This window comes from Methanosarcina soligelidi, from assembly GCF_000744315.1.
In the GTDB taxonomy this organism is placed as follows: Archaea; Halobacteriota; Methanosarcinia; order Methanosarcinales; family Methanosarcinaceae; genus Methanosarcina; species Methanosarcina mazei.
Genome location: NZ_JQLR01000001.1, coordinates 178,780 through 203,243, shown reverse-complemented (window position 1 = coordinate 203,243; position 24,464 = coordinate 178,780). Strand labels below are relative to the sequence as shown.

Sequence of the window (24,464 nt, the reverse complement as noted above, 5' to 3'; positions counted from 1 at the left end):
ATTTACGATTATTTTCTACAGGCTCTGCAGATTGCAGACCTGCTGTTTACATACTATCTGCCGCAGTCCGTCAGTTTTCTTTACGGAAAGGCCCATTTATTAAAATCGGTACACGCTACCAGCTAAAGCAGGTAAACACGCCGCATAAATGGTTAATCTCCCCGGCACTGCGAAAAATTGCCTAAAACCAGGGAAATTCAGAATCAGTATAAATAAACTTACGCAGCAAAAAATGGCTTTCTTGGATAAGTTCGGGACACTTTTTGAATTCTTCCCCGTGATACAGGCAAATGAGTAACCAGACCGTTGTCTTTTACTCCAGTGAATACACACTAGACCCATTTCCTGTATATAACCTTTTGCTACCTATCAGGCAGAACTCCCTGAAAAAAGCTGTAAAACCCGGTAAAATTCGGGAGAAAACTTGAATTATAATAAATGTTAATCCAGAGCCGGATGTATATTTGCTCTGATTTATATTTCTTAAGTTTTAATTTTTTGTGCCAGGGCCTCTTCAATACCAGCCCTTTAAGTGAAGCTCGTCCGTCAGCATTTCCTTTAACAGGTTAAGCCTGTCTATGGAATTCCTTATCTGCTCGGGCTTGTCCTGAAGTTCCTCGCATCCGGTTTCTTCCTGGATGGTTGTAACCCTCAGGAGTTCGGCAAAATTTACGCATTCGTCCAGGAAGCTGTTAAACAGCCTGCGTGCCTGCACGAAATAATCAGAGGTTCTGAAATCCGGCTGAAGGGTTTTTTCATACTCTGCCCTTTGCTTCATCTCTGCAGCCAGTACACGGGCTTCAACATAGTCCCCTGTATTCAGAAAGTTTCCCAGATTCTGCAGGGTTGTCCCTATGTGCTGGATAAAATATGCAACCTCAAAAGCCCATTGTTTGTCGTAATCCGTTCCGGAGCCGGAGTTAAATGAAGATGAGTTCATCTGGAAAGGTCATCTCCTGCCATTTCCTATATTCACTTCTTCTCTGCTATTTCATACTTCTCTTTTACTTCTCTTTAACCTTTCCGGAATTAAATCAGTTATTTTTGATACTTACCTGCTGGTTTTTAAGGCATGTTTTCATATCATTAAGCAGGAGCCGGGAATATATTCAGAATTAACCGGGATATGGAGGCAGAATTATGGAAGACAAAAAGAACATCGTGCCGGAAAAGAAGAGTTCTGAAATAGATCAACTGGAAGACGAGGAAGACCTTCTGTATACGCATAAGTCCGAAGCACGGGGCAATGAAATGCGCTGGAACAGCAGCTTATGCAGAAAATCCGGGCGCTGAGCCCGATTAATTAACGCTACTCATTTTCTCTTTGAATGTAATATCCAGTTTTCACTTTAACAGAATGAATTCTTATGCGCTGTCAGTTCCTTGTTGACATACACGCCCGGAGAGCTGTTGCTTCAGGGGCTGAAAAGAAAGAATTCGCCGAAGCAATAGCAGTTGCCACATTTGTTGTGGCATCTCTATTTTATTTCCCGGAAGGTTGAGACGTTTTTAAAATACGAATCTCCTGCCGTATGTTCTATATCTTCTTCCTGTATGTTCTATATCTTCTTCCTGTATGTTCTATATCTTCTTCCTGTATCTTTTTCCTGAAATATTCATATTACCGGAGATCCCGAGTAAATTACATGATTCCGGATAACTGTCTCTAAATATGTTCTATCTAATATCTTTTATATATGCTACTCCATGTTTATTTGAACTTGCATTAAGTTTCCATGTCTGAATCGCGAACTGAAATGCATTCAGGTTTATGAAAAGAATATTCAGACTTTTTGACTTAATGCTGGGGTTTTGAATCGATTGCTTAAGAACAAGGAAACTGGCATTTGATAAATCTCTCCGGATAATATCTTCACTTCAGTCCTGATCAGCCTGATTTACATGAATCCGGATATTACTGTATTTTTGAGAAAATGGAAAAACAAAATAGCATTAGGAATTACTCTATCCGGGAAAAATATCTCCAATCCGATACATATAAATATTTAATAACATATGGGTGAAATTAAATCCCTTCTTCTCTTTAATTATAGGACCAGCTTATACATAAAATGAACCTTTCAGCGTGGCATCTTAACATGAAGCAAATTCATTAAAAACAGGAACAGGGGTATAAAATATGTCGGAATCGAGAAATGTTTGGGAAGAATTTTTTGCAAACAAGAAAAGTGGTGGGCACAGGTCATCTGCGGAAGAATTTATATCCAAAGAGGCCAGGGAAAAGCTGTACCATCTTGATGGAGGCAAAACACTTCTCGACTTTGGATGCGGCGCAGGAGAGCTTCTGGTTTATTATTCTCTCGAATATGAAGAGCTCGTAGGAGCTGATTTTTCCGCATCAATGCTTGAAGAGGCAGGCAAGAGGATAAGGGAAAGAAAAAGGGACAATATAACTCTAATTCTGGCTAACGATAAAACCGTATGGGGGAAGCTTGACACTTCCTTTGACCGAATCACCGCAGCAGGTGTTATCCAGTACCTCACAGACGAAGAAGTTGATGATTTTATTGCCAATGCTTCCAGGCATCTGAACAAAGGAGGCAAAATTGTCCTTTTTGATCTTCTGGACCCCCGACTATATCCCCTATGGAAAATAGGGCTATTTTCACGAGATTTCGGAGCAGATAAAATTCTTCGCAGAATTCTTTTTGACGCTCGTACAACTCTCCTGGCGGCTCTTAAAAATCGTCCAAAAGATATTCTCGGATACACCCATAAGCCCTACACAATAGAAAAAATCGCAAATAAACATGGTTTTAAGATGGAGTATGTCCAGTCCATGTATTACGAATATAAGTATCACGCAATAATTTCTTAAAAGAGATTCTACTGTTATCTAAAAACTTTCTTTCCGAATTTTTATCTTTTCAGATAAACCTTGACTGCCGTTTATTGGAGGAGTTAACATTTCCCCTGAAACAGTTAATCCATCAAGTCCCAAAAACATTGATCAGGGTAGTATTACCCTGTTTTCACAGGATTTTTCCAAAATTCACAGCGTCCCGGATAATGTTTTTATTGCAAAACTTTTGAAAAATAAAATACACGATCGGTTTTATTCGACAATTTACGGAGAACTACAACCGCAAATTCTTTTTAACAATGTCACAGAAGGGCTTGTGTATAAAAATATACGGTCTCCATGTTTATCTCCACGCAGTTTACTTCCGGTGACAGACACTATTTTTGATTCCGGTCCAGGCAGGCGTGCCGGAGATGCCCTGAAAATTTTTGACAGCCTTGGATTCTGTGAAGCAGCGTCTCTTCCCTCTGTTCATTATCACGGACAGCAACGGCAGGCAGGGTCACTTTACATCTGCAGGCTTATACCAATGGTTAAGTGTACTTACCAAATATCAATGGATATAAAAACGGATGATACCCGCAGTTTTATCGAACTTAACAGTCCGGGTTCAAAACTGGTAATTAAGGAAGTAAATAACAGGGTTTTATTAATCAGTTATTTCGAAAGTTCTTCGGGCGGTATCAGGTCCGAGACCATAACTCTGGGGAACTCCTCTGAGAAACTGGACTTCGAAATTGCGTTTGACGGGTGCAGCAAAACAAACACAATATCTACCAGAGATGGCAAATCCATTGTGACCCCCTTTTATAACTTCGAGAGGCAAAGGCTTCCTTATGTGGATTTCTCAAACGGGTATCTGAAATTCACATCCTTTATCACCGGAAAAGGAAGGTATATGGACATCAGCATCTACAATCTAAACCAGATAGCAGACCGAAAATTAGTAACCTCTGTCGGAGACTCCAGGCTGATTCCTTTCGGGATTGACGGTCCTCATGTAAGGAATACAACAGAGCAGGGAATACGCTATCTTAACAGCAAAAATAACAAAGGCACGATCTGGTTTGATATAGATCTCCTTGAGCAATGCAGCGAGTCAGACATTGAGTACCTGCGAAGTCTGGTTTTTGATAATTCCTGGGATACCGGGGTACATTATTCTAAAGAGTTGAACGCCTTCCCGCCTGAAGAGGCTTATAAGATTATGGACGAGGGCTATTCATATGTTTATGAGAAAATCGGGCAAAAACCTACAGGCTGGTGCTCGATGAGAAACAAGGACAATATTAAGCATGCCATTTATGCCTATGAAAACCTGGGGATGTTCTGGAGAAACGGAGACTCTGGAGTTCATGCGGAAAAAAACGTTGGAAACCTGGATGACAACACATGGGAGTGGTGGGAATCTGCTTCAAAAGCGGGTATGGCGTACCCTTCTTTTACTCATGAACTTGACCTTGATCCGGCTATAAAATATTCGATAAGCCGCTCGAAATTCCTCAACTGGGTCGATACTTACAATTCAAATGGTGCGTCAATAGTCTCTTTTTATGAGTACGGTCAGATAAGCCGTAACACCCATGAAGCCCAATTTGATATCCTCCAGCATACTGACAACTCTGTCATTTTCATCGCACACACAAACGGCTGCGACGCCCTGGCAAATGTAAATATAAAGGCTGAAAAAGGCACAAGAGTCTACGATAATACCTCAGAAAAATCCCTTGACTACAGGGTAGATCAGGACAAATCGGTTACTTTCAGGGTTGAAAACAAACATACCTACAGCGTATATCTGCATAGTGCTGAGTAAGGCGTAACCTGAATATCAACTAAACTTGGTATATGACTCTCCTTCTTTTATAAACTGAAATCGTATTATTGAGCGGAGGAATAAAATGCCATTCATGGATGAAATACTGCCTGAAACTGCTGAAGCATTCGGAAAACTGAGAAGTTCTATCTTTGAAGGTGGAGAACTTGACCGCAAAACCAAGGAACTTATAGCCGTTGCCTCCTCAGTCCTGATGCGTTGCCAGTACTGTGTTGATGTTCATTCTCAAAGAGCTGTTGCTAATGGAGCAAGCAAAAAAGAAGTTGCAGAAGCCATTGCTGTTGCCATGTTTATAGCCGGAGGCTCTCAGCTTAACTGGGCGAATAACTACGGCGAAAACGTTTATGATATCATCTTTAAGGAGAAAAAACCCCTGGAGTCCGGAAAAGAGAAATCGGATGAAGAGAAAGGCTGCTGCTGCGGTAAATAAATAACGGGCTAAGGTTTTGAGTTCGTTTTATCAATTGATTTTCAATCTGTTCTATTTTTTGCTTTTTTCCCATGTCTAATCTCGTCAGAACTTGAACTTCTCTCTGCTTCTTTCCATAATTTTCACAAGGGAAAGCATAACAGGCACTTCCACAAGCACTCCTACAACTGTCGCGAGAGCTGCCCCTGATTCCATTCCAAATAGAATTAAAGCTACTGCTACTGCCAGTTCAAAGAAATTGCTGGCACCGATAAAGGTCGAGGGTGCAGCTTCCATATAAGGGATTTTAAGGTATTTTGCTCCTGCATAACCTATCCAGAAGATCAGGTAAGTTTGCAGAACAAGGGGGATCGCAATCAGGAGGATATGCAGAGGGTAATTAATGATGTTGCTTCCCTGGAATATAAAAATCAGGACAAGAGTTATCAAAAGCCCGGCAGGAGTGATCCATTGAGTTTTTCGTATAAGTTTATTTTCAAACCAGGAAATGCCTTTTTTCTTTATCATTACCTGCCTTGTCAGCACAGCAAGACCGAGAGGAATTGCCACATAAAACAGGACCGAGACAAAGATTGTCATAAGAGGAACAGGGAAGTCAGTTGTGACTCCGAGCAGGAATTTTCCCAGCGGGGCGAAAAGGACCAGGATTATAAGGTCATTTACTGAGACCTGAATTAAAGCATAGTTAATATTTGCTCTTGCAAGGTAGGTCCAGACAAGCACCATCGCCGTACAGGGGGCAAGCCCCAGAAGAATCATGCCTGCAATGTACTGTGCCTGAAGGTCAGCAGGGATCAGGGCTTCAAAAAGGACGCTCATAAAAAACCACGCAACAAAAGCCATTGTAAAGGGCTTTATCAACCAGTTTACGACAAGGGTCAGGACGAGGGGTTTCAGGTTCGCTTCGACATTCAAAATCTCTTCAAAATTAATTTTAAGCATTATAGGATACATCATGATCAGGAGTACTACAGCTACGGGGATCGAAACTTCTGCAATTTCAATTCCACCAAGGGCGCGCGCAAATCCTGGAAAAGCATATCCCAGTGCGGTTCCGAGTATGATGCAGACCGCAACCCAGATAGATAGGTATTTACTGAAAAAGTCGAGCTCCCTTTGTTTAGCTCCCTCAGGCATACTCCTCTCCTTCGTCCCACTCTTCTCCATCGAACTCTTTGCTTGCAGGGATAATTAATACGGGTTTTGTGGTTTTTCGGAGCACGCTTTCTGCCGTGCTCCCGAGTATCAGGTCTATCAAATCCCCCTTCCCACGGGAAGTCAGCATAATCATAGTGGCCTCTTCTATGTTTGCAAATTTGACAATTTCGTCGGATGGGATGCCCTCAACAACAAGGTACTGGCTCTTTATGCCTGCAAGCTGCTCTTTTATTCTCCCTAGTTTCCCCTTTGCTTCTTCTCTCTGTTCATCCAGCAAATCCATGTCTTTTATGTTATCTATTACGTGCAGGAGCAGGACTTCTTTTACTATCCCCTCAAATTCCTGAAGCTGTTCTATCGCTTTCATTGACTCTTTCGAAAAATCAAGAGGCACAAGAACCCTTGAGAAAGTTGCCCTGCATGCATTTTTATAATATTCTTTTCCTTCTTTCAGGGCATCGTACTTCTCAACAAGCAGAATCTTCTTCGAACTGCGCGCAATGTGTTCCGTAGTCCTTCCAAGAAATCTTCCTCTTATGAATCCCTTAGCTGTGGCTCCCATTATTATGGCATCAACATTTTTCCGGTCCGCGGTTTCTGAAATTGTCCTCTTAATATCTCCTATCACTACCAGAGCTTCGGTTTCAAGCCCCAGTTCCTCTGCAAAGCCCTCGTAGTCCTCAATTATTTTCTTTGCATTTCTCTCAAACGTGGGGGTAAGCCCCTGGCTTTTATGTATGTCCACGACGTGCAGCAGAATAACTTTCTTCAGTCCCGCATTTTTAAATTCCCCTATGCAGCCAAGCAAGTCTTCCTTTTCAATGGTAAAGTCTACAGGAACAAGTACAGTTTCAATCAATCCGATTCCCCCTGTTTCAGGCTATGATAACGTTTTAATCGAGCCTTCCCGTTAAAGCCCCTTTTAATAGTATTCTTCTGTCAATATAAATAAGGTGTGCAAACTTTCGATTTTGGGGTAAAAGAAGGTAAAAACAATGCAATGATAAAATGGTTAAAGAAAACAGCTGGAATAAAGACAATAAGGATAAAAGTCCGGAATAAAAAATCCAGACTGGACGGACTCAAAAAAGTTTTTGAATAATCTTAAATAAAATGGGTAAAAAAGGTATAAAGAAAAAATGGGTAACGAAAAAAGATATAGAGAAAAAAATGGATAATGAAAAAAGATATAGAGAAAAAAATGTGTAAAGATAAAAAAGTATAACGAATGTGTGATGAGGTCACCTAAGATAAAAAGTATAACGAAAATATGGGTGTCACTCGGATTGCAGTATCTCTTTTACTTTATCCATTGCTTCCTTAACTTCTTCGTCTTTAAGATCCAGATCTTTGTTCTTTTTGATTCCTAACTCGGAGACCACAATATGCCTGTCCGGGGTAAATCCCGCAAGTTCAAGTGTCTCTTTCGTGCAATTCAGGGGGCAGCCGTCAATAGCTATAAGCCTGTCGGAACCATCGGCCGATTTCAGGAGCCCGTTGATCCTGCCACCAATCCCAACGATGCACATCATTTTCCCGACTTCCTGCTTTGTAAGTTCGACTGCAATTTTGTTCGCTATCTGGCCGACGTTGGACGCTCCGCTGCAGGCAAAGATTCCGACATTTGCCGAGCCGCATGAACATTTTGTTTCTTCTGCCATTATTTTTCTCTCCTGTTTGTTTAGTAACTCTCATTTGGTGATCCATTTCTTGATGTCTTCCACGCTTGGGACTTTTCCTGCGACTTTGACGTCTCCGTCAATAACAAGGGCAGGCGTGACCATAACTCCATATCCAAGAATTTTATCAAAATCCTCTACCTTGACAATTTCAGCATCCACGCCCAGTTCTTTGACTGCTTTTTCTGCCAGTTCCTTTGTTTTTTTGCATTTTGCACATCCAGTACCCAGTATTTCGATTTTCATGTATTTCACCTGAACATTTTATTAATTTTATTTATTCTCTATCATTTTTTTATTTGATCTCTAGCCTTCATTTCTTCTTAGGGTTATTTAGATCTTGTTTGTTTCAGTATTATTTTTTACACAATCGTAAGTCCGAATATATACCCCGAAATAGTTGCAACCACTATTACGAAGAAAATATAAGTCATTCCTTTTTTTATTCCCATTACCCGGTTGATAACAATCATACTTGGAAGGCTAAGTGCCGGACCTGCAAGAAGCATGGCAAGAGAAGGTCCTGTTCCCATTCCAAGCAGGGTAAGAGCTTTGATGATAGGGACTTCCGTAAGAGTGGAGAAGTACATAAGGGCTGCTGCAATAGATGCGACAAAGTTAGAAGCAATGGAATTCCCTCCTACCAGAGATGCTACAATCTCTTTTGGGAGCACTTCAACTATAATGCCTGCGAAAAATACACCTATAAGGAGCAGGGGTGTGATCTGTTTTATCAGGAACCAGGTCTCTCCCATCCAGCTTTCAAGCTCCTCTTTTGAGAACCACTTAATAGACAGGTATGCAGTAAGAGCTATCAGGGGTATCCAGGCAATTATTTGATTTGTGAATTTCCAGCCCCACGAGGACATGAATTCCGGTGCTACAAGAACTGCAATTAGCAAAATAAAAAGTTCAACAGTGTGTTTGTGTTCTTCTTCTCCAAAGGTTTTTATGGAACTCTTTTCCGCTTCTTTCCTTTCGTAAATCAGAGACATTGTAAGGCCTATAAACACTGACATAATTACAGCCAAAATGGCTCTTGCAGCTCCGATATCATATCCCAGGATTTTTGCGGTATAAACAACTGCAAGGATATTGATTGCCGGGGCAGAGAAAAGAAAAGTGGTTGCAGGACCTATTCCTGCTCCTCTTTTGTATATCCCCGCAAAAAGAGGAAGAGCCGTACAGCTGCAGACCGCAAGAAGACAGCCTGAAACCGCAGCTACGGTATATGAGATATATTTTGGGGTATCCGCGCCAAAGAACTTCAATACGGATTCTTTGGAAAAGAGGGAGGCTATTGCTCCAGCTAGAAGAAAGGCAGGTAGGAGGCACATCAGCACATGCAGAGCTAGATACTCCTGAAGCGACTGGAACCCGACCGATATGAGATACATAACATAATCAATGGTCACTTTTTCACCAGGTTTTTTTCAGATTTCTTGTTATTATTTCAAATATATTTGAAATAAACTATATAAAATTTCCTATTTCAAATTATTTTGAAATAAGTTTGGAGCCTGTATTTCATGTCTACTGCAGATCTCCTGAAGGGTTCGAATATGAGTTTATTTATATATTTTCTGTAGCGTTTTATAGGGATGAAAATTAAAGTCGAATCAAGCTGTATATCCAGAAAAAGGTGTTTTCTTTATACTATTCTTCTGTTCATCCTTGCAGGTGTTTTTGAAATCGGAGGAGGATATCTGGTCTGGTTGTGGTTAAGGGAAAATAAGGGAGCATTATTCGGGCTTCTGGGAGGGCTGATATTAGCTATCTATGGAGTCATCCCAACCTTTCAACCGGCAAATTTCGGAAGAGTTTATGCTGCATACGGAGGAATTTTTATTATTTCCTCTCTTATATGGGGCTTTTTTGTCGATAAAAAGAGACCTGACAGATATGAGGTTATAGGTGCATTGATAGCACTTGTGGGAGTTTTTGTAATGTTCTATACCCCTCGCTGAACCTGAGAGAAGAGAGCTGGACTGGTAAGTTTGTCTCTGAAAACCTTAAATTTCGGGACACGTAATCCAGTCCTCATTTCCCTGCTGCCTTTTGCGCCTCTTTTGCTACTTCTTTCATCATCTCTCCCACAAGGGTTGCTTTTTCGCAGTGGGAAGCTTCTTTGGGGCTGCAGTTTATGAGGATACTCATCAGTCTGTCTGCTGTCCTGTAATATTTCATATCTTCAAGCCTGGTCAGAAGTTTAGATAGACTTTCGCTGAATTCCCTGCATTTTTCGTGGTCACAGACTGCCTGCTCGTGCAGACGGTTCGCGCGTTCGAACTCCTTTATTAATTCTGGTGGGAGCTTTTCGGCCATGTACAGGACTACCTATCATATGATCATTAATTTATTGTCTGCCAGGCTTCTCTTAAAACGTATATTCACGTTTACAGTGTTCCTTTACATTCTCTATAAAAGCAGCGTAAAAGTTCTCAGGAATTATAATTCCCTCTTCTCTTTATCAAGCATACTTTCTCTAAAAAGCATGTTTTTCTGCGAACTAAAAAACAGTTAGAAATAATAAACAGTTAAGAAATAAAAAATAGTTAAGAAATATAAAACAGTTAAGAAATAAAAACATCTATTAGAGAGCCAGGGTGAAGATTCACCCGAACTCAAATGTTGTATGCTGCTTCACCATGCTGGGTTTTGTCAAGCCCTATGATTTCTTCGCTTTCACTGACTTTGAGCCCTATCGTTTTATGGAGTACAAATCCTATCAATAGGGTGCAGGCCATTGCGTATACAATTGTGATAACCACTCCCTGAAGCTGAATCATCAACTGGGCAGAGTTCCCGAGAAGGAGGCCTTCTCCGCCTACACTTGCGTATACGCCTGTTAATATCGCACCGACTATTCCGCCGACTCCGTGAACTCCAAATGCATCAAGTGAGTCGTCGTATCCTAGCCTGTTTTTAAACATCACAGCCTGGTAACATATGAAGCTTGCAATTGCACCTATGGCAATCGCGGCTACTGGAGTGACAAATCCGGCAGCAGGAGTTATCCCTACAAGCCCTGCCAGAATACCGGTTGCAAACCCTAGTGTCATGGCAACTTAATTTTGAGTCATTATTATAAACTTTGAATCCCATCTGTATCTTCATTCATGGCAAAAATAAAACTTGAAGAAGATGAGGTGCAGTACCTCATAGACTTTGTTAAAAAGGGACAGAAAAGTGCACGAGAACTAACAAGAGCACGAATCCTGTTACTTGCCAACAAGAATAAAAAGAACACCGAGATCGTAGAGATATTGAATGTTAGTAGGAATACTGTTGGGCGAATCAAGAAAAGGTACTTGGATGAAGGTCTCCAAAGCGCTCTTGAAGATAAAACAAGAACTGGCCAGCCTATAAAATACACCGAAAAGCACACGGCTGAAATCATAGCGCAAGCATGTACCAAACCTCCTGATGGAAGAAAAAAGTGGACACTTGTACTGCTTACTGAAGAACTGAAGATGAGAGAAGGGTTTGAAACAATAAACAAGGAGAGCATCCGGCTTATTCTAAAAAAAGCAAAACTAAACCTTGGTTAAGACGGATGTGGTGCATTCAAAAGATAAATGCCGAGTATAGAGAAAGAATGTACAACATTCTCAACCTCTATGAAGAAAAATATGACCCGAAAAAACCTCTCATATGCCTTGACGAGAAACCAAAACAACTTCTTGGAGATAAGAGGAAAGCTATCCCAATGAAACCTGGAAGTCCAGAAAAATATGATTACGAATATGTCAGGAATGGAACCGCAAATGTATTCGTGGCAGTAGAATTTAAAGCAGGAAAAAGGGTGACTCAAGTCACCGAAAGAAGAACTATGAAGGATTTTGCACAATTCGTGAAAATTCTCCTTACTGAAAAATATTCTGAAGCTGAAGTCATCCGACTGGTTACGGATAATCTCAATATCCATAAAGAAAAGTCATTCTACGAAACATTCAGCGAAGAGGAAGCAAAAAAGATTCTGGACAAGATAGAATTCCATTACACACCAAAACATGCAAGTTGGCTTAATGCTGCAGAAATAGAGATCAATGTAATGGATATTGAATGTACAGACAGAAGGATCGGAGATATGCAGACACTTACCCACGAAGTGGGTGCATGGACAAAGAGAAGAAATGAACATGAAAGTAAGATCAACTGGAAGTTTACGAGAAAAGTTGCTGATGAGAAAATGTCCAAGCATTATGCACCATAATTAAGTTGCTAAGACACTAGTGCTGTGGGGCGTCCAAGGTGCGCCCATTCAAGCGCCATCCAGACAAAACCTGCTGCAGCGGGAGCAACGAGCGTTGTCATGAATGCAAGGGCTGCTATTTCGTTTGCAGCAAGAGCCGAGCCTGCGTTGAACCCGAACCACCCGAACCAGAGGAGTCCGGCTCCGAGGAGGGTCAGAGTAACGTTGTGCGGCTTCAGGGAATCAACACCATATCCCCTTCTCTTGCCGAGGTATGCCAGTATTGCAAGTGAAGACATACCTGCAGTTATGTGGACAACCGTACCGCCTGCAAAGTCAAGGGCTTCTCCGGTAAGGAATCCGCCGCCCCAAACCCAGTGACATACCGGGGCATAGACAATAAGGCCCCAGAGCAGGATGAACGCGATGTAAGACTTGAACTTGACGCGCCCTACTATGGCGCCAGATATAAGTGCAGGAGTAATTATTGCGAACATTCCCTGGAACGCAACAAATGCATAGGTGGGAATCGTACCTGTTACGGAGTAAGGATCAATCCCGCTCAGAAACACATTCTCAAGGCCGCCAATAAACCAGTTGCCTTCTGAAAACGCAAGGGAGTAACCTATTATTATCCATTCAAGAGCCAGGACGCCCATTGCAACGAATGAATGCATCATGCTGCTCAGGACGTTTTTACGCTGGACAAGCCCTCCGTAGAACAGTGCCAGCGCAGGAACCATTAATAATACCAATGCCGATGAAAGCAATACCCATACAGTGTCTGCTCCGTTTATAGCCATTTTCAACCCCTCAAATTGCCTCAGGTCCGGTTTCGTTCGTGCGGATCCTTATCACGTTTTCAAGTGGCAGCACGAAGATCTTTCCGCTTCCAACGTAACCGTCACTGCCTTTTGCTCCAGTTTTTATTGCCTCAATTGTTGGCTCAAGGAATTCGTCATTTACAGCGATTTCGATCTTGATTTTTTCAAGCAGGTTTGCATCATATTCCATCGCTCTGTAGATTTCCATATATCCTTTTTGAGCGCCATAGCCGGAAACGGATGATACAGTCAACCTGCTTACTTCGATTTTCTGAAGCTCTCTTTTGACTGCATCAAGCCTTTCAGGCCTTATCATTGCAATTACGTATTTCATCGCGACCACCAGTAGGTATCCTCTATCCTACTTTATTCTATTTAATTCTATCTAAATATGTGCTAATTATTTGAACAGTATGGGGCAAAAACCTGTAAAAATATTCGTTATTGAATTCGATCAACCCGGGTTTAAAACCCAGACTTCCCCTTTTCATCTCTTCTATCAGAGAATTTTTATTCCCTGAAATCAAATTCAGAGCTATGTTTGGAGAAATCGGAATTGTAAGAAACGAGGCAGATGAAACTTCCCTGCAAATCCTCTCCCTTTTCAGGGAAAGCATAAGCGAAATTCGCCTGAATGAACCTGAATCAGTATCAGCATACTTCAGCCCCAGCTATTCGTATTATATCGTGGTGCATACTCCTCTGAATTTCAAATTCTCTGAAAAAAGAGAAGAATGGAACCTGCGGTTTTGCAGGGATGTCGGAGTCTCCATTGTGGAACTGGTTACAGCCGATGCCAGCAGTGCTTACGTGAGGGGTTTGATGGCTGTTAACGGGTCAAAAGTCTATTCTATCCTTCCTTTCATCTCAATAGATGCAGAAAAAGCAAAAAAAGCTAAATTCCCTGAAGACCGCATGTCCGGTGTAAGGGGCAAGGTGATCCCATCCGTGCTTCCGGAAACAAAAGGGGAAACTATCCTTGATATTGGCTGCGGTTTCGGGACACTCACAATGGAGCTTGCAAAAAATAACCCTGAATCGCAGGTTTACGGCATTGACCTTCATGATTCCCTCACAGGCCAGGCAGAAATGAATGCTGAAGTCCTCGGATTGCCAAATGTTGAGTTCAGGACAGGAAGCGCCTATGCCCTGCCTTTTGAAAAGAACTCGATAGATGCTGTAACCTGCTTTTTAATGCTCCATCACCTGGAAGATATTAAGTTCGCACTTTTTGAGATCAAAAGGGTGTTGAAAAAAGGCGGGTCATTAACTGCAGTTGAGCCGCTGGCACACCACCACCATCACGGACCCCAGCTTTCGGAAGCTGAATGGAAAGAGCTTTTTGAGGAAGCAGGTTTTGGTGTGAAAACCGAAAATATGGAAGGAGCAGTTGTTTTGAGAGCTGTAAAAAGAGAATAATATTGAATATTGAGAAGAGTGATTTTAAAAATGGATTGAAAGATTTTCAGAACATGATTATGAATCTTATTTTCTTTCAATCCATCTTCACAGCGATTCACCAAAATAAAAATTTACCTCAATAACAATTCCTCTGGAATCAATAACAATTCCTTTGGAATTTAGTTTTTCCTGCGCTGGAATATAAGTACTATGCCCAGTAATGCAGCCACTGGAAGTACAACAGTGGGAAACTCAGGGATCTGAGTAGAAGGCTCTGTGACCTGATCATAAACCATATTATTGAATTTTATGCTATTTACGCACGGGAAATCGCCTGATAATGATATGCTCTGGATGCCTGTTTCATTGCTTTCTATCCGCAATCTCTTTTCTGTGACCCATAAAAAGTTGCATCTGGACCTGGAAAGAATTTCCCCGTTTACAAGAAATGCGTCCATATTGCCTGCAAATGCGTCTTCGAAATCTATTGAAACCGATCTTACAACCGGTGAGAAAGTGATTTGAGTAAAATAATTATTCTGGTTCCAGAATCCCAGGTCCTGTCTCTGCCACCATTCACCTGTATCAACAATTGTCGCTCCGGACGAAAACGTGACTCCCATATCCGAATAGGCGTTTCCGATTTCATGCCCCTTAGGTACCCTGCCTTCGTCAAATGTTATTGTTACTTCTCCTGCGCTTGCCGGCATGACCATTATTGCGGCAACAACCAGCAAGAATATAAAAAATAAACTCGTTTTCATGTTTTTTCTTCCTCTTCCTTTTTTATTTATAATGTGTTATAATTTATCTAACTCGTTTATTTATCGCAGATATGACCGAAGTCGAATAATATATAATTATAGAATCTTTGTTTCTTGAAAAGTCAGGATGTTGTCTACCTTTCAATAAACAACCTTCAAAAAGTAAAAGAAGACGTTTTTTAGATGTCTATTTTAATTAGCCCTCTCGAAAACTCCGGTATTAGCTTTTTACCTTTCTAAAGGCCTTTCTTTTGCAAATTGGTGAGGTGCATTCAGTATTTACTTATATGCTGATCAGTAGACTCCTATTATGTCGCAATCGGTAAGGTACACGTGCTTTATTCTTATTGCGGTGTTTTTTGGAGCCCTGTCTCCAGCCGCCGGATCCCTTTCTGAATCTGAAGCTGCATCTACAGATATGAACGACACTATGATGTCGGCTAACCTTACATACTACACAGAACAGCTACCGCCTTATAATTACATGGATAACGGTACGCTGAAAGGCGTTTCTATCGATCTCCTTGAGGCGATCACCGAGAAAATGGGGAAGAAGGTGACCAGGGAAGAGATACATCTCGTTCCCTGGACTGAGGGGTATCAGGCTGCTCTCACCCGGAATAATACGGTTCTCTTCGTTACAGCAAGAACTCCCGAAAGAGAGCAGTCCTTCAAGTGGGTAGGGCCTATTTATTCTGATAAGTACGTTCTGTTCGCCAAGAGAGACCCTGGAGTCACAATAGACGGCCCTGAAGATCTGAAGCAATACCGGATTGGAGTTATCAGCGACGATGTAGCGGCTCAGCAGCTGCTTAATATTGGGGTAAACCAGAGCCAGATCGTGCCCAAAAGCAACGCATCCGCAAACATCGCCGCACTCGAGAATGACGAGATAGATCTCTGGGCATGTCCTGAGGAAGCAGGGAGGCACTTCACTGAACAGGTAACCGGGAACTATTATGCCTACACAGTTGTGTATCAGTTAGAAGCTCAGGATCTTTATTATGCCTTCAATAAAAATACCTCTGATTCAGTCATTAAATCCTTCCAGCAGGCACTGGATGCTCTTAAACAAGAGAAAGACTCTGCAGGCATCAGCAAATATGATCAGATCCTCGGGCAGTATATCCCATCGGTCGGCCTTGCCCGGCTCAATTACCTGAGCGAAGAGTGGGCTCCATTTAATTACCAGGAGGATGGAAATGTCACCGGCATCTCTGTCGAGGTACTCGAGTCCGTTTTCAAGAATATTGGCGTAAACCGTTCAGGGGCAGATATCCGCATTGTCCCTCTGGCAGAAGGTTTCAAGATCGCACAGAACAATTCCAGCACGGTTCTTTTCTCTATTGTCCGCACAGCGGAACGCGAGCCCCTTTACAAGTGGGCAGGACCTTTTACCAGAGCCAGCTTTGTCCTCTATGCACCGATAAGCAGTAATATTACAATATCCTCTGCAGAGGACCTCAACCAGTACAGAATCGGTGCAGTGGAGGCTTCTATCGAAAACGACCTCCTCGCCAGCCAGGGTGTGAATGAATCACAGATTGTCAATGGCGAAACACCCGAAAACCTGCTTCAAATGCTGGATGACGGCGAGATCGATCTCTGGGCAACCGGTGACCTTGCCGGGAGACACCAGATGTTAAAGACTTCAGAGGATCCCAACAACTATGAGATCGTATACACTCTCAGCGAGAACGACTTCTACTATATCTTCAGTAGAGATGTTCCGGACACACTGGTTAGTGCCTTCGAGCAGGCTATCGAGACGGCGAGAAATCAGAAGGATGAGCAGGGAGTCAGCGAGTATGAGAGGATAATTTACCGGAATCTGGGGGTTGGATGCGCTCCGCAGACATTCACCGACGACGCGGTGGTGGAGCTTGTAAATACAACTGCCGCAGCAATAGAGAATAACGTTGCAGATACTTTCCGGCGCATCAACGCAGGTGAAGCACCATCTCGAAATCAGCAAGATCCGAGCCTCTATGTCTTCGTCTATGATATGAATTTGACTATGGTTGCTCATGCAGACAATATTCAGGTTGTCGGCGAGAACTTCAGGGGCAAAACAGATGTAACTGGCAAGCCTTTCCGTGATGAAATTTTAGAAGGAGCACTGAATAACGGGACCGGCTGGGTAGATTACGTCTATATGCATCCTGTCCAGGCGAACCTGTACTATAAGACAACTTACTACAGGTTAACCCGGGGAAGCGATGGAAACTTCTACATTGTGTGCAGCGGCAATTATAAGGACTGCCATAACGAGTCCGAGGCAACACCGGCTAATAATTCCACTGCATCTCCCGAGGAACTTGTAGCATTCGTCGAGAAAGCCTTCGAATATGCACATGTGAACGGACAGGAAGCAGCTCTTCGTGAGTTCAACAACAAGACAGGTCAGTTCGTTGATGAAGAACTCTACATCTTCGCATACGATATAAACGGCACCACTCTTGCTCTTCCCTTCCAGCCCGAAATTATCGGGACGAACCGGTGGAATCTCACGGACGCGAACGGAACCCTGTTTATCCAGGATCTGATATCTACAGCAAAGTCAGGAGGGGGTTTTGTTCAATATCTCTATGCAGACCCTGCAGACAACTTCACTGTCAAACAAAAACTCAGCTATGTGATGATGGTAAACCAGAGCTGGATACTTGGGGCTGGAATTTATAATCCGCCCGAGAATTCATCGATCGTGAATTCGGGGACAGATCCCCAGGTTAGGGAGAACCTGAAATCTTTTGTAGGGGAGGCAATTGACTATGCTAATACGAGTGGAAAAGATGCAGCGATCGCGAAATTCAATGACCAGAATGGGACTTTCGTCCGCGGCAACCTCTATGTCTATGCCTTTGATTACAACGGAACTACCCTGGTACTCCCCTATCAGCCTCAGCTTATCGGGACGGACCTGTCCGGGCTCCAGGACCCCTACGGGGTGAATTATACAAAGGTTGAGGTCTTCCTCGCGCAGCAGGGAGGGGGTTTTCTCTTCTATCATTACTATAACCCGGCCCGCAATATGACCCCTGAACCAAAGATGAGCTACGTCCAGAAGGTTGACGACACCTGGTGGCTCGGGGCCGGGACCTATATCGAGGACCTGAACGAGACCACTCAACCATATTAACCGACAGAAAATTATCCCGGACAATCAAACGGTCCGGGGGATTTATTTTTTCATTTAACAATGAACTCACCACTAACTATAAATTAGTCCTCTTGAGCGAGCAAAGCGAGCGAAAAGGACCCCGTCCTCCCGAGACGGGACTCGGGCGAGACGGAACTCGGGCGAGACGGAACTCGGGCGAGACGGAACTCGGGCGAGACGGAACTCTGCTTAGAAAACAATCATATCCGAAGTCCTTAGCCTGACCGTGCATTCGTCTCCGGTCTCTATTTTTAGTGAATCAAAGACTCTGTTTGCAACCTCTACCTTCAGGACATCTTCGCTTTCCGCGAGTATGAGAGACATTATCCGGCTGGTGCCTTTGTTTACCACGCTCATTATTGTCCCGTCGAACAGGTTTTTCCGGTTTTCCTTCCGGATAGCATGGATATTCTTCCTGCACACAAGCTCAATATTCTCAGGCCTGATGCCCCAGCTAACCCTTTCTCCTGCCGTGCGTTCGATATAGGGGGCAGTTATCCCGGTTCCCAGAGACCAGAGGAAAGTACATTCGGCTCCCTGCCCGTGTCCCTCGATTACCGCATCATCAAAAAGGTTTGAGAAGCCCACAAGTTCTGCAAGATAGCGGCTTTTAGGATGGTAGAATATGTCCTCAGGAGAGCCCGTCTGCTGCACCCTGCCGCCGTCAAAGACTATCATCCTGTCAGCCATGGTAAATGCTTCTACAGGGTCGTGCGTGATGAAGATTACAGGAATTCCAAGTCCTTTCTGGATCATGCGCAACTCTTTTCTCAGTTTTACGCGGACAACGGTATCCAGGGATGAAAATGGCTCGTCCAGGAGGAGGATTTCCGGATCAGGCGCGAGAGCCCGGGCAAGAGCAACTTTCTGTTTCTGCCCGCCGGAGAGCTCATCAGGGTAGGCAAACTCAAGCTCTTCAATTCCCACAAGGACCAGCATTTCGTTTGCCCTTTTCGTTTTTTCCACGGATCTTAGACCTTTTAACCCGAACTCGATATTCTGCCGGACATTCATGTGCGGGAAGAGAGCATTTTCCTGAAACATGTAACCGATTTTCCGTTTCTGAGGGGGCAGGTTTATTTTCTTTCTGCTGTCGAAATAAATACTACCGTTTATTTTTATAGCACCTGCATCCGGGATTTCCAGCCCTGCTATACAGCGGAGAGCCGTAGTTTTTCCCGAACCCGAGCAACCAAACAGGACTGAAAAACCGGAATCGGCATCAAAGCTGCAGTTCATTGAAAAGCTCGGGTTTTCTCCTTTCTTCCCATGTTTTCTTCCGTAGAATTCCTTCTCAATGTCAACTTCAATAGTCATTCAGCCTTCACCTCTTATTTTTCAGCAAGCCTGCTGGTTGCTGCAATGGTCAGGAAGGATATGGCAACCAGAACTATCACAAGCAGGCTGGCAAGTTCATTATTTCCGGTCTGGTATGCCCCATAGATGGAAAGAGGCATTGTGCCTGTCTTTCCCGGAATATTTCCAGCAACCATCAGGGTTGCCCCAAACTCTCCGACTGCTCTTGCAAAACTCAGAATACAGCCTGCGATGACGCCTTTTTTTGCAAGAGGCAGGGTTATGAAGAGAGCAGTTTCCAGTTCGTTTCTCCCGAGGATACGGGCTGCTTCCTCAACACTCCTGTCCACAGTCCCTATGGCTGAGGCGGCAGTTTTTACCATCAGGGGCAAAGAGACTACAAAGGCTGCAATGGCTGCTGCCTGCCAGGTAAAAAGTATGCCTTTTCCCGTAATTTCGGTAAAGATATTTCCTAAAATTCCGTTTTTACCGAGGAGAATAACCAGAATATAACCGGTTACAGTTGGTGGCAGAATAAGGGGAAGGGTCACGAGCGCATCAGCCAGCCATTTTCCGCTAAACTCTTTTTTTGCCAGCACATAGGCGATCAGAATACCCAGAAATGTCACAAAGAAGGTTGAAACTGCGGCAATTTTGAGAGTAAGCAAAAGAGGGCTCATGACCACCTGAAACATTTCCATTAAATCCCTTCCAAATTTTCAGGCCCTGTTCTGGTTAAAAGCCTGAATCTTATCCTTACTTTTTCAATTTACAAAGTCCTTCAATCTGTAATTTTGATTTTCTAATTCATGGCTTCTTAAAGCCGTGTTCTGCCAGAATTTCCTGCCCTCTTTTTCCGATAACGAAATTAACGAATTTTTGTGCTTTTTCCTTGCTTGAGGATTCGTTTATTACCGCTATGGGGTAAATTATAGATTCGTTAACAGGAACTGTAAGTGCTATTTCATACAGGTCTTTCCGGCAGTTTTCTGCATCTGTAATGAACACAAAACCCGCATCAACTTCTCCGGTTTCCACATAAGTGAGCACCTGCTTCACAGTTTCTCCAGGGATAACTTTACTCTCTATCTCGTCCCAGATCCCTGCATCTTCCAGTGCATGTTTTGCGTACTTGCCTGCCGGCGTAGTTTCAGGGTTTCCTATCGCAATTTTTTCTACGCTGTGTGCAGTCAGGTCTTCTAACTTTTTCGGGCTTTCTGAGCGGTTTTTCTCAGGCACCACCATTACGACGGTGTTTGCTGCAAAATCTCTTCTTGAGCTTTCTTCGATCAGACCTTTTCCAGAGAGGAGGTCCATATCACTCTCCGAAGCCGAAGCAAACACATCAACAGGTGCTCCTGACTCAATTTGCGTTCGAAGTGTTCCCGAACCTGCAAAATTCAGTTCGACCTTTGTGTCCGGGTTCTCGGCTTCGAATTCTCTGGCAATGTCAGTGAAAGCTTCAGTAAGGCTTGCTGCAGCCGAAACGGTGATGGTGGCTGTTTCTTCTTCTGTCTCATGGGAGACTGCAATAAAGGCAAGTACGGCAAGACAGAGAATTGCTGCAAAAGCCGGAAGTATCAGTTTTTTTGCCTTTCTGTCCCTTTTTTCCCTTCTGCCGCTCACTGCAATTCCTCTGCATATTCGTTTTCTGCTCCATTACCGGCATATATTTCAGGTTCCGGCTGTACAGGCGCGGTGAAAGTATCCGTAACTTCAAGGATGATGTTTGTGATCCTGTCCAGAAGTTCCAGGGCTCCCCTGTACCCGACAGTAAGGATGCGCTGTGCGCCTACCCTGTCATGGATTGGCAGTCCAACCCTTACAAGCGGGATGTCGAGTGCTCTGGCAATATATCTCCCGTTGGAGTTTCCTATCAGGATTTCGGGACTGCATTCCTTTACTGCATCTTTAAGGCTGTCAAAGTCAATCCCGTCCAGAACTACAGGTTCCAGTTCCGGCCTGATCTCTTCAAAGATTTGTTTTATTCTCTTTTCGAAGTTCCGGCTTTTGCTTCCGGTTGTTACCAGGACGGGATTCATCCCGAGTTCCAGCATGAAGGTCGTCAGGCTAAATACAGTGTCCGGGTCCCCGTAGACCGCTGCCTTTACTCCATAGAGGTACTTATGCACATCTACCATGGCATCGAGTAGCCTTCCCCTTTCTTTCTGGTATTTCTCAGGGATAGGGCAGCCAAGGATACGGACCAGTTCCATAAAGAAAAGGTCGGTGTTTGAGAGCCCTATGGGGATGGGGACGTTGTGTCCGGGAACCCCGTGGGAAGTTTCGAGGTATTTCACAGCCAGGTTCGTGCTGACAACACCCAGGCCCAGGCTTGCCCTGCTGTCAGGCATATCGGCAATCTCCGAAAGCGGAGTGCCTCCGGGAGCGATTTTTGGAAGATGGTCCCGAAGTGGTGCATCAAAGGTATCGGAAATGTCCGGGAGAAAGATGTAGCCCCCTGCGGTCTCTGCAAGGATCTCTTTCATTTCCCTCACATCAGCCGGGGAGACGCTCTCGACAGAGATAATGTTGAGCTTGCCGTTTGAAGTTTTAATCGGATAGGGTGCTTCTTTCTTCATGCCAGGACTTTTTGCATTCCCCATGCTTTCCCTTGCCTTTTCTTTTTCCAGGATGTCCGTATACCCCATAATTTCCATGTTTTCCATGTAATCCATGATTTCGGTGTCTTCCGGGATTTTCGGTTTTTCCGGACTTTCAGGTTTTTCCGTAAATTTCCTTACAATGGCATCCAGGGATTTTATATATCCGCTGACATGGCTTTCCCCATAGCTGGGAGTGGAAACCGGAATGATTATTATATCTTTTTCAGGGTTGTCTCCGATCCCTTCTTCCTCTTTGAATTCCCTGATAATCGCAGGAACATCATCGCCGATCGTTTCTGCAAGGCAGGTGGTCGCAACACCTATCACCTTCGGTCTGTACCTGTTGATGACGTTCCTGAGTCCCTTTTTCAGGTTTTCCCTGCCCCCGTAGACAGCCCCTTTTTCGCTCAGGGAGCTTGAGGCAATATCCACAGGCTCCCTGAAATGGTGGGCAAGGTGCAGGCGCATATAGGTGCTGCATCCCTGGGAGCCGTGGTAGAGGACCATGGTGTTTTCAATTCCTTTAAAGGCAAGGGCACTTCCCATGGGCTGGCACATAACACAGGGGTTCACGGTTGCATAGTTTCTTTTAGTCATCTCATTGCCTCCTCATACCTCACTCTCAACTACAGCATCCTGTCCGGAGTGTAAAAACTCCGGTTTCGGGGCTAGACCCTTACACTTCTTTGAGTATGGTTTTTCGGAAACTTCTTCTTTGATTGTGGCTTTTTCCTGTCCCGATTCTACCATGGTTTTTTTCGGCTCCAGGGGTTCGGGGTTAAGGGTCCTCTGCCTGACAGCTTTCCAGACAGGGCTGTTAATGGAAGCATCCACTTCCTTTGCAAAGTTTACAAAGCCGTCAAAGCCTTCGAACTCCACCACCCTGTCGTGGTTGAAATCGCAGAAAGCAACGCCCAGCTTGTATGCGATAAACCTCTCTTTCACGCCTGCAACCATCAGGTCGGCTTTCTGTTTCACGAGCAGGTCTGCAAGTTCCAGGGGGTTTGCATCATCCACAATGACCGTCCCGTCCCGGACCGAATAGCTGATCTGCTCGTAGTCTTCCTTTTTCCCGGTCTGGGTCCCTATAATGACCACTTCCATGCCCAGTTCCGCAAAACCTTTGATAAGCGTGAGAGCTTTGGCAGGGCCTCCCATATAGATTGCGGCCTTTTTCCCTTTGATACTCTCTCTTACACGGGAAATTTCAGGCATGATACGGTTTGTTTCGGCTTCAAGAATCTTTTCTGCTTTCTTTTTCATTTCTTCCGAGCCGAAGTATTCCGCAGTTTTCCGAAGAGCAATGGAAATATCTTCGATTCCGAAGAAGCTTACAGTCTGATATGGAATCCCGTACTCCTGCTGCATCCATTTTGCAAGATAGGTCATTGATCCGCTGCACTGGACGAGGTTGAGGTCTGCTTCCGCTGCCCTTGAAATGGATTCGGCAGTCGAATCTCCGGTCATGGAGACTATGACTTCGATTCCCATCTTTTCAAAGAGGGGTTTTACGAGCCAGACATCCCCAGCCACGTTGAAGTCCCCGAGGATATTGATCTTCGGTTTTTTGATTTCCATCTTCTCGATTTTTGAGTGTTTAATATCCGGTTTTTTAGATTCAGACCTTATTTCGGGTTTTTTTTCTACAGTCTTCTTTTCAGGTCTTTTTATAAGCTGCTTTAAGGCATTGCATGCAGCTTTGTATCCGTCGGACTTGTTGCCTTTGAACCCTTCGGACTTTACAGGGATTACCGGGATATTGTGCTTCTTGCTTGCTGTTTTGCATACGGCTTCCATGTCATCTCCGATAATTCCCACAATGCATGTAGAATACACGAAAATGACCGGAGGGCGGTAGATGCCTGCCAGCTCATCAATTGCATTTGAGAGTTTTTTCTCTCCTCCGAAGACAACATCGATCTCTTTCATGTCCGTACTGAAACTGCTGCGGTTCGTTTCGACTCCGCTGGACTTTGCACCCCTTATGTCCCAGGTATACCCTGCACAGCCTATGGGGCCGTGGACCAGATGGACTGCATCGGTTACGGGGTTTAAGACAACCCTTGCTCCCGAATATACACATGCCCTCTGGCTAATGGCTCCTGCAAGAGAGTTATTGTCGCAGGCAAGGGGAATTTCCTGCTCCTTTTCCTGTTTTCTGGTAATATACGGTTGCCTTTCTTCGAGAGTATCCACTATCCCGGTTTTCTCACTCATCTATTTCACTCCCCTCTGCTTCTGTTTTCAGATTTTTACCTGTTTTCAGAACTGCAGCGGCAGTTTTCCACTT

At 43.9% G+C, this 24,464-nt stretch carries 24 protein-coding genes and 1 pseudogene; 9 read left to right on the top strand and 16 right to left on the bottom strand.

The annotated features are described in order from the left end of the window. Nucleotides 1–514: 514 nt before the first annotated feature. Nucleotides 515–940 carry a hypothetical protein gene (locus tag M886_RS00905; RefSeq protein ID WP_011032697.1) on the bottom strand — a complete coding sequence of 142 codons (426 nt, stop codon included), beginning with the start codon at nt 938–940 and terminating at the stop codon, nt 515–517. A 200-nt stretch (nt 941–1,140) separates the two neighbouring features. Here M886_RS00905 and M886_RS18515 point away from each other — a divergent pair, with 200 nt between their 5' ends. The 5 genes from M886_RS18515 (at nt 1,141) to M886_RS00890 (ending at nt 5,091) form a co-directional block, all read left to right on the top strand. Next, the gene (locus M886_RS18515) at nt 1,141–1,293 is read left to right on the top strand and encodes a hypothetical protein (RefSeq protein ID WP_160173149.1); all 153 of its coding nucleotides are present in this window, start codon (nt 1,141–1,143) and stop codon (nt 1,291–1,293) included. A gap of 74 nt (nt 1,294–1,367) precedes the next feature. Next, nucleotides 1,368–1,502 carry a carboxymuconolactone decarboxylase family protein gene (locus tag M886_RS18155; protein WP_152557979.1) on the top strand — a complete coding sequence of 45 codons (135 nt, stop codon included), beginning with the start codon at nt 1,368–1,370 and terminating at the stop codon, nt 1,500–1,502. 638 nt (nt 1,503–2,140) lie between these two features. Beyond that, nucleotides 2,141–2,839, top strand: a complete 699-nt coding sequence (locus tag M886_RS00900) for a class I SAM-dependent methyltransferase (protein ID WP_048037625.1) — start codon at nt 2,141–2,143, stop codon at nt 2,837–2,839. Between the two features lie 352 nt (nt 2,840–3,191). Next, nucleotides 3,192–4,640 carry a hypothetical protein gene (locus M886_RS00895; RefSeq protein WP_048050490.1) on the top strand — a complete coding sequence of 483 codons (1,449 nt, stop codon included), beginning with the start codon at nt 3,192–3,194 and terminating at the stop codon, nt 4,638–4,640. Between the two features lie 85 nt (nt 4,641–4,725). Next, nucleotides 4,726–5,091: a carboxymuconolactone decarboxylase family protein gene (locus tag M886_RS00890; protein WP_011032694.1), complete on the top strand. Its 366-nt coding sequence runs from the start codon at nt 4,726–4,728 to the stop codon at nt 5,089–5,091. An 84-nt stretch (nt 5,092–5,175) separates the two neighbouring features. Here the strand turns inward: M886_RS00890 and arsB are convergent, their stop codons facing one another. From arsB to M886_RS00865, 5 genes are all read right to left on the bottom strand, one after another. Next, nucleotides 5,176–6,228, bottom strand: coding sequence for an ACR3 family arsenite efflux transporter (gene arsB / locus M886_RS00885; protein ID WP_235203839.1), 1,053 nt, complete (start codon nt 6,226–6,228; stop codon nt 5,176–5,178). Next, nucleotides 6,221–7,108 (bottom strand): universal stress protein, encoded by an 888-nt coding sequence (locus M886_RS00880; protein WP_048050488.1) that lies wholly within the window; start codon nt 7,106–7,108, stop codon nt 6,221–6,223. Before M886_RS00880 ends, arsB begins: the two co-directional genes overlap by 8 nt. 418 nt (nt 7,109–7,526) lie before the next feature. Further along, nucleotides 7,527–7,910: a putative zinc-binding protein gene (locus tag M886_RS00875; protein ID WP_048050487.1), complete on the bottom strand. Its 384-nt coding sequence runs from the start codon at nt 7,908–7,910 to the stop codon at nt 7,527–7,529. 30 nt (nt 7,911–7,940) lie between these two features. Continuing rightward, nucleotides 7,941–8,174 carry a thioredoxin family protein gene (locus tag M886_RS00870; RefSeq protein ID WP_015411315.1) on the bottom strand — a complete coding sequence of 78 codons (234 nt, stop codon included), beginning with the start codon at nt 8,172–8,174 and terminating at the stop codon, nt 7,941–7,943. Nucleotides 8,175–8,290: 116 nt separating this feature from the next. Then, nucleotides 8,291–9,325, bottom strand: a complete 1,035-nt coding sequence (locus tag M886_RS00865; RefSeq protein WP_011032687.1) for a permease — start codon at nt 9,323–9,325, stop codon at nt 8,291–8,293. Between the two features lie 204 nt (nt 9,326–9,529). Here M886_RS00865 and M886_RS00860 point away from each other — a divergent pair, with 204 nt between their 5' ends. After that, nucleotides 9,530–9,895, top strand: coding sequence for a YnfA family protein (locus tag M886_RS00860; protein WP_048037618.1), 366 nt, complete (start codon nt 9,530–9,532; stop codon nt 9,893–9,895). Between the two features lie 73 nt (nt 9,896–9,968). Here M886_RS00860 and M886_RS00855 read toward each other — a convergent pair whose 3' ends face one another. Then, nucleotides 9,969–10,253, bottom strand: a complete 285-nt coding sequence (locus M886_RS00855; RefSeq protein WP_048037617.1) for a hypothetical protein — start codon at nt 10,251–10,253, stop codon at nt 9,969–9,971. Between the two features lie 299 nt (nt 10,254–10,552). Next, complete coding sequence (locus tag M886_RS00850; RefSeq protein ID WP_235203838.1) at nt 10,553–10,990, bottom strand: hypothetical protein; 438 nt, start codon at nt 10,988–10,990, stop codon at nt 10,553–10,555. 57 nt (nt 10,991–11,047) lie between these two features. Between M886_RS00850 and M886_RS17590 the strand changes: the two are divergent. Continuing rightward, a pseudogene (locus M886_RS17590) lies at nt 11,048–12,144 on the top strand (IS630-like element ISMma8 family transposase). 8 nt (nt 12,145–12,152) lie between these two features. Here M886_RS17590 and M886_RS00835 read toward each other — a convergent pair. Both M886_RS00835 and M886_RS00830 read right to left on the bottom strand, forming a co-directional pair. Beyond that, nucleotides 12,153–12,926, bottom strand: a complete 774-nt coding sequence (locus M886_RS00835) for an ammonium transporter (protein ID WP_235203837.1) — start codon at nt 12,924–12,926, stop codon at nt 12,153–12,155. Between the two features lie 10 nt (nt 12,927–12,936). Continuing rightward, nucleotides 12,937–13,281, bottom strand: coding sequence for a P-II family nitrogen regulator (locus M886_RS00830; protein WP_015411312.1), 345 nt, complete (start codon nt 13,279–13,281; stop codon nt 12,937–12,939). Between the two features lie 203 nt (nt 13,282–13,484). On the opposite strand from M886_RS00830, the gene M886_RS00825 reads away from it, so the two are divergent. Beyond that, nucleotides 13,485–14,366, top strand: a complete 882-nt coding sequence (locus tag M886_RS00825) for a class I SAM-dependent methyltransferase (protein ID WP_048051605.1) — start codon at nt 13,485–13,487, stop codon at nt 14,364–14,366. Nucleotides 14,367–14,527: 161 nt separating this feature from the next. Here the strand turns inward: M886_RS00825 and M886_RS00820 are convergent, their stop codons facing one another. Then, nucleotides 14,528–15,112 carry a PEF-CTERM sorting domain-containing protein gene (locus M886_RS00820; RefSeq protein ID WP_048050486.1) on the bottom strand — a complete coding sequence of 195 codons (585 nt, stop codon included), beginning with the start codon at nt 15,110–15,112 and terminating at the stop codon, nt 14,528–14,530. A 310-nt stretch (nt 15,113–15,422) separates the two neighbouring features. On the opposite strand from M886_RS00820, the gene M886_RS00815 reads away from it, so the two are divergent. After that, on the top strand, nt 15,423–18,251 hold the full coding sequence (locus tag M886_RS00815) for a cache domain-containing protein (RefSeq protein WP_048050485.1): 2,829 nt from the start codon (nt 15,423–15,425) through the stop codon (nt 18,249–18,251). A 210-nt stretch (nt 18,252–18,461) separates the two neighbouring features. On the opposite strand, the gene M886_RS00810 is transcribed toward M886_RS00815, so the two are convergent. The 5 genes from M886_RS00810 to nifE form a co-directional block, all read right to left on the bottom strand. Continuing rightward, nucleotides 18,462–19,589: an ABC transporter ATP-binding protein gene (locus M886_RS00810; protein ID WP_048039720.1), complete on the bottom strand. Its 1,128-nt coding sequence runs from the start codon at nt 19,587–19,589 to the stop codon at nt 18,462–18,464. 14 nt (nt 19,590–19,603) lie between these two features. After that, entirely contained in the window at nt 19,604–20,269 is a 666-nt protein-coding gene (gene modB / locus M886_RS00805) for a molybdate ABC transporter permease subunit (RefSeq protein ID WP_011032678.1), read from the bottom strand. Between the two features lie 106 nt (nt 20,270–20,375). Further along, nucleotides 20,376–21,194, bottom strand: coding sequence for a molybdate ABC transporter substrate-binding protein (gene modA, locus M886_RS00800; protein WP_048050484.1), 819 nt, complete (start codon nt 21,192–21,194; stop codon nt 20,376–20,378). Next, nucleotides 21,191–22,771: a nitrogenase component 1 gene (locus M886_RS00795; RefSeq protein WP_048050483.1), complete on the bottom strand. Its 1,581-nt coding sequence runs from the start codon at nt 22,769–22,771 to the stop codon at nt 21,191–21,193. Before M886_RS00795 ends, modA begins: the two co-directional genes overlap by 4 nt. Before the next feature lie 12 nt (nt 22,772–22,783). Beyond that, entirely contained in the window at nt 22,784–24,391 is a 1,608-nt protein-coding gene (gene nifE / locus M886_RS00790) for a nitrogenase iron-molybdenum cofactor biosynthesis protein NifE (RefSeq protein ID WP_048050482.1), read from the bottom strand. Nucleotides 24,392–24,464: the final 73 nt, after the last annotated feature.

Coding starts and splice junctions, on each gene's coding strand:
- nifE (WP_048050482.1), bottom strand. CDS start 24,391: ATGAGTGAGAAAACCGGGATAGTGGATACTCTCGAAGAAAGGCAACCG.
- M886_RS00795 (WP_048050483.1), bottom strand. CDS start 22,771: ATGACTAAAAGAAACTATGCAACCGTGAACCCCTGTGTTATGTGCCAG.
- M886_RS00810 (WP_048039720.1), bottom strand. CDS start 19,589: ATGACTATTGAAGTTGACATTGAGAAGGAATTCTACGGAAGAAAACAT.
- M886_RS00900 (WP_048037625.1), top strand. CDS start 2,141: ATGTCGGAATCGAGAAATGTTTGGGAAGAATTTTTTGCAAACAAGAAA.
- M886_RS18155 (WP_152557979.1), top strand. CDS start 1,368: ATGCGCTGTCAGTTCCTTGTTGACATACACGCCCGGAGAGCTGTTGCT.
- arsB (WP_235203839.1), bottom strand. CDS start 6,228: ATGCCTGAGGGAGCTAAACAAAGGGAGCTCGACTTTTTCAGTAAATAC.
- M886_RS00815 (WP_048050485.1), top strand. CDS start 15,423: ATGTCGCAATCGGTAAGGTACACGTGCTTTATTCTTATTGCGGTGTTT.
- M886_RS00890 (WP_011032694.1), top strand. CDS start 4,726: ATGCCATTCATGGATGAAATACTGCCTGAAACTGCTGAAGCATTCGGA.
- M886_RS00855 (WP_048037617.1), bottom strand. CDS start 10,253: ATGGCCGAAAAGCTCCCACCAGAATTAATAAAGGAGTTCGAACGCGCG.
- M886_RS18515 (WP_160173149.1), top strand. CDS start 1,141: ATGGAAGACAAAAAGAACATCGTGCCGGAAAAGAAGAGTTCTGAAATA.
- M886_RS00835 (WP_235203837.1), bottom strand. CDS start 12,926: ATGGCTATAAACGGAGCAGACACTGTATGGGTATTGCTTTCATCGGCA.
- M886_RS00850 (WP_235203838.1), bottom strand. CDS start 10,990: ATGACACTAGGGTTTGCAACCGGTATTCTGGCAGGGCTTGTAGGGATA.
- M886_RS00860 (WP_048037618.1), top strand. CDS start 9,530: ATGAAAATTAAAGTCGAATCAAGCTGTATATCCAGAAAAAGGTGTTTT.
- M886_RS00830 (WP_015411312.1), bottom strand. CDS start 13,281: ATGAAATACGTAATTGCAATGATAAGGCCTGAAAGGCTTGATGCAGTC.
- M886_RS00905 (WP_011032697.1), bottom strand. CDS start 940: ATGAACTCATCTTCATTTAACTCCGGCTCCGGAACGGATTACGACAAA.
- M886_RS00825 (WP_048051605.1), top strand. CDS start 13,485: ATGTTTGGAGAAATCGGAATTGTAAGAAACGAGGCAGATGAAACTTCC.
- M886_RS00865 (WP_011032687.1), bottom strand. CDS start 9,325: ATGTATCTCATATCGGTCGGGTTCCAGTCGCTTCAGGAGTATCTAGCT.
- M886_RS00870 (WP_015411315.1), bottom strand. CDS start 8,174: ATGAAAATCGAAATACTGGGTACTGGATGTGCAAAATGCAAAAAAACA.
- M886_RS00875 (WP_048050487.1), bottom strand. CDS start 7,910: ATGGCAGAAGAAACAAAATGTTCATGCGGCTCGGCAAATGTCGGAATC.
- modB (WP_011032678.1), bottom strand. CDS start 20,269: ATGGAAATGTTTCAGGTGGTCATGAGCCCTCTTTTGCTTACTCTCAAA.
- M886_RS00820 (WP_048050486.1), bottom strand. CDS start 15,112: ATGAAAACGAGTTTATTTTTTATATTCTTGCTGGTTGTTGCCGCAATA.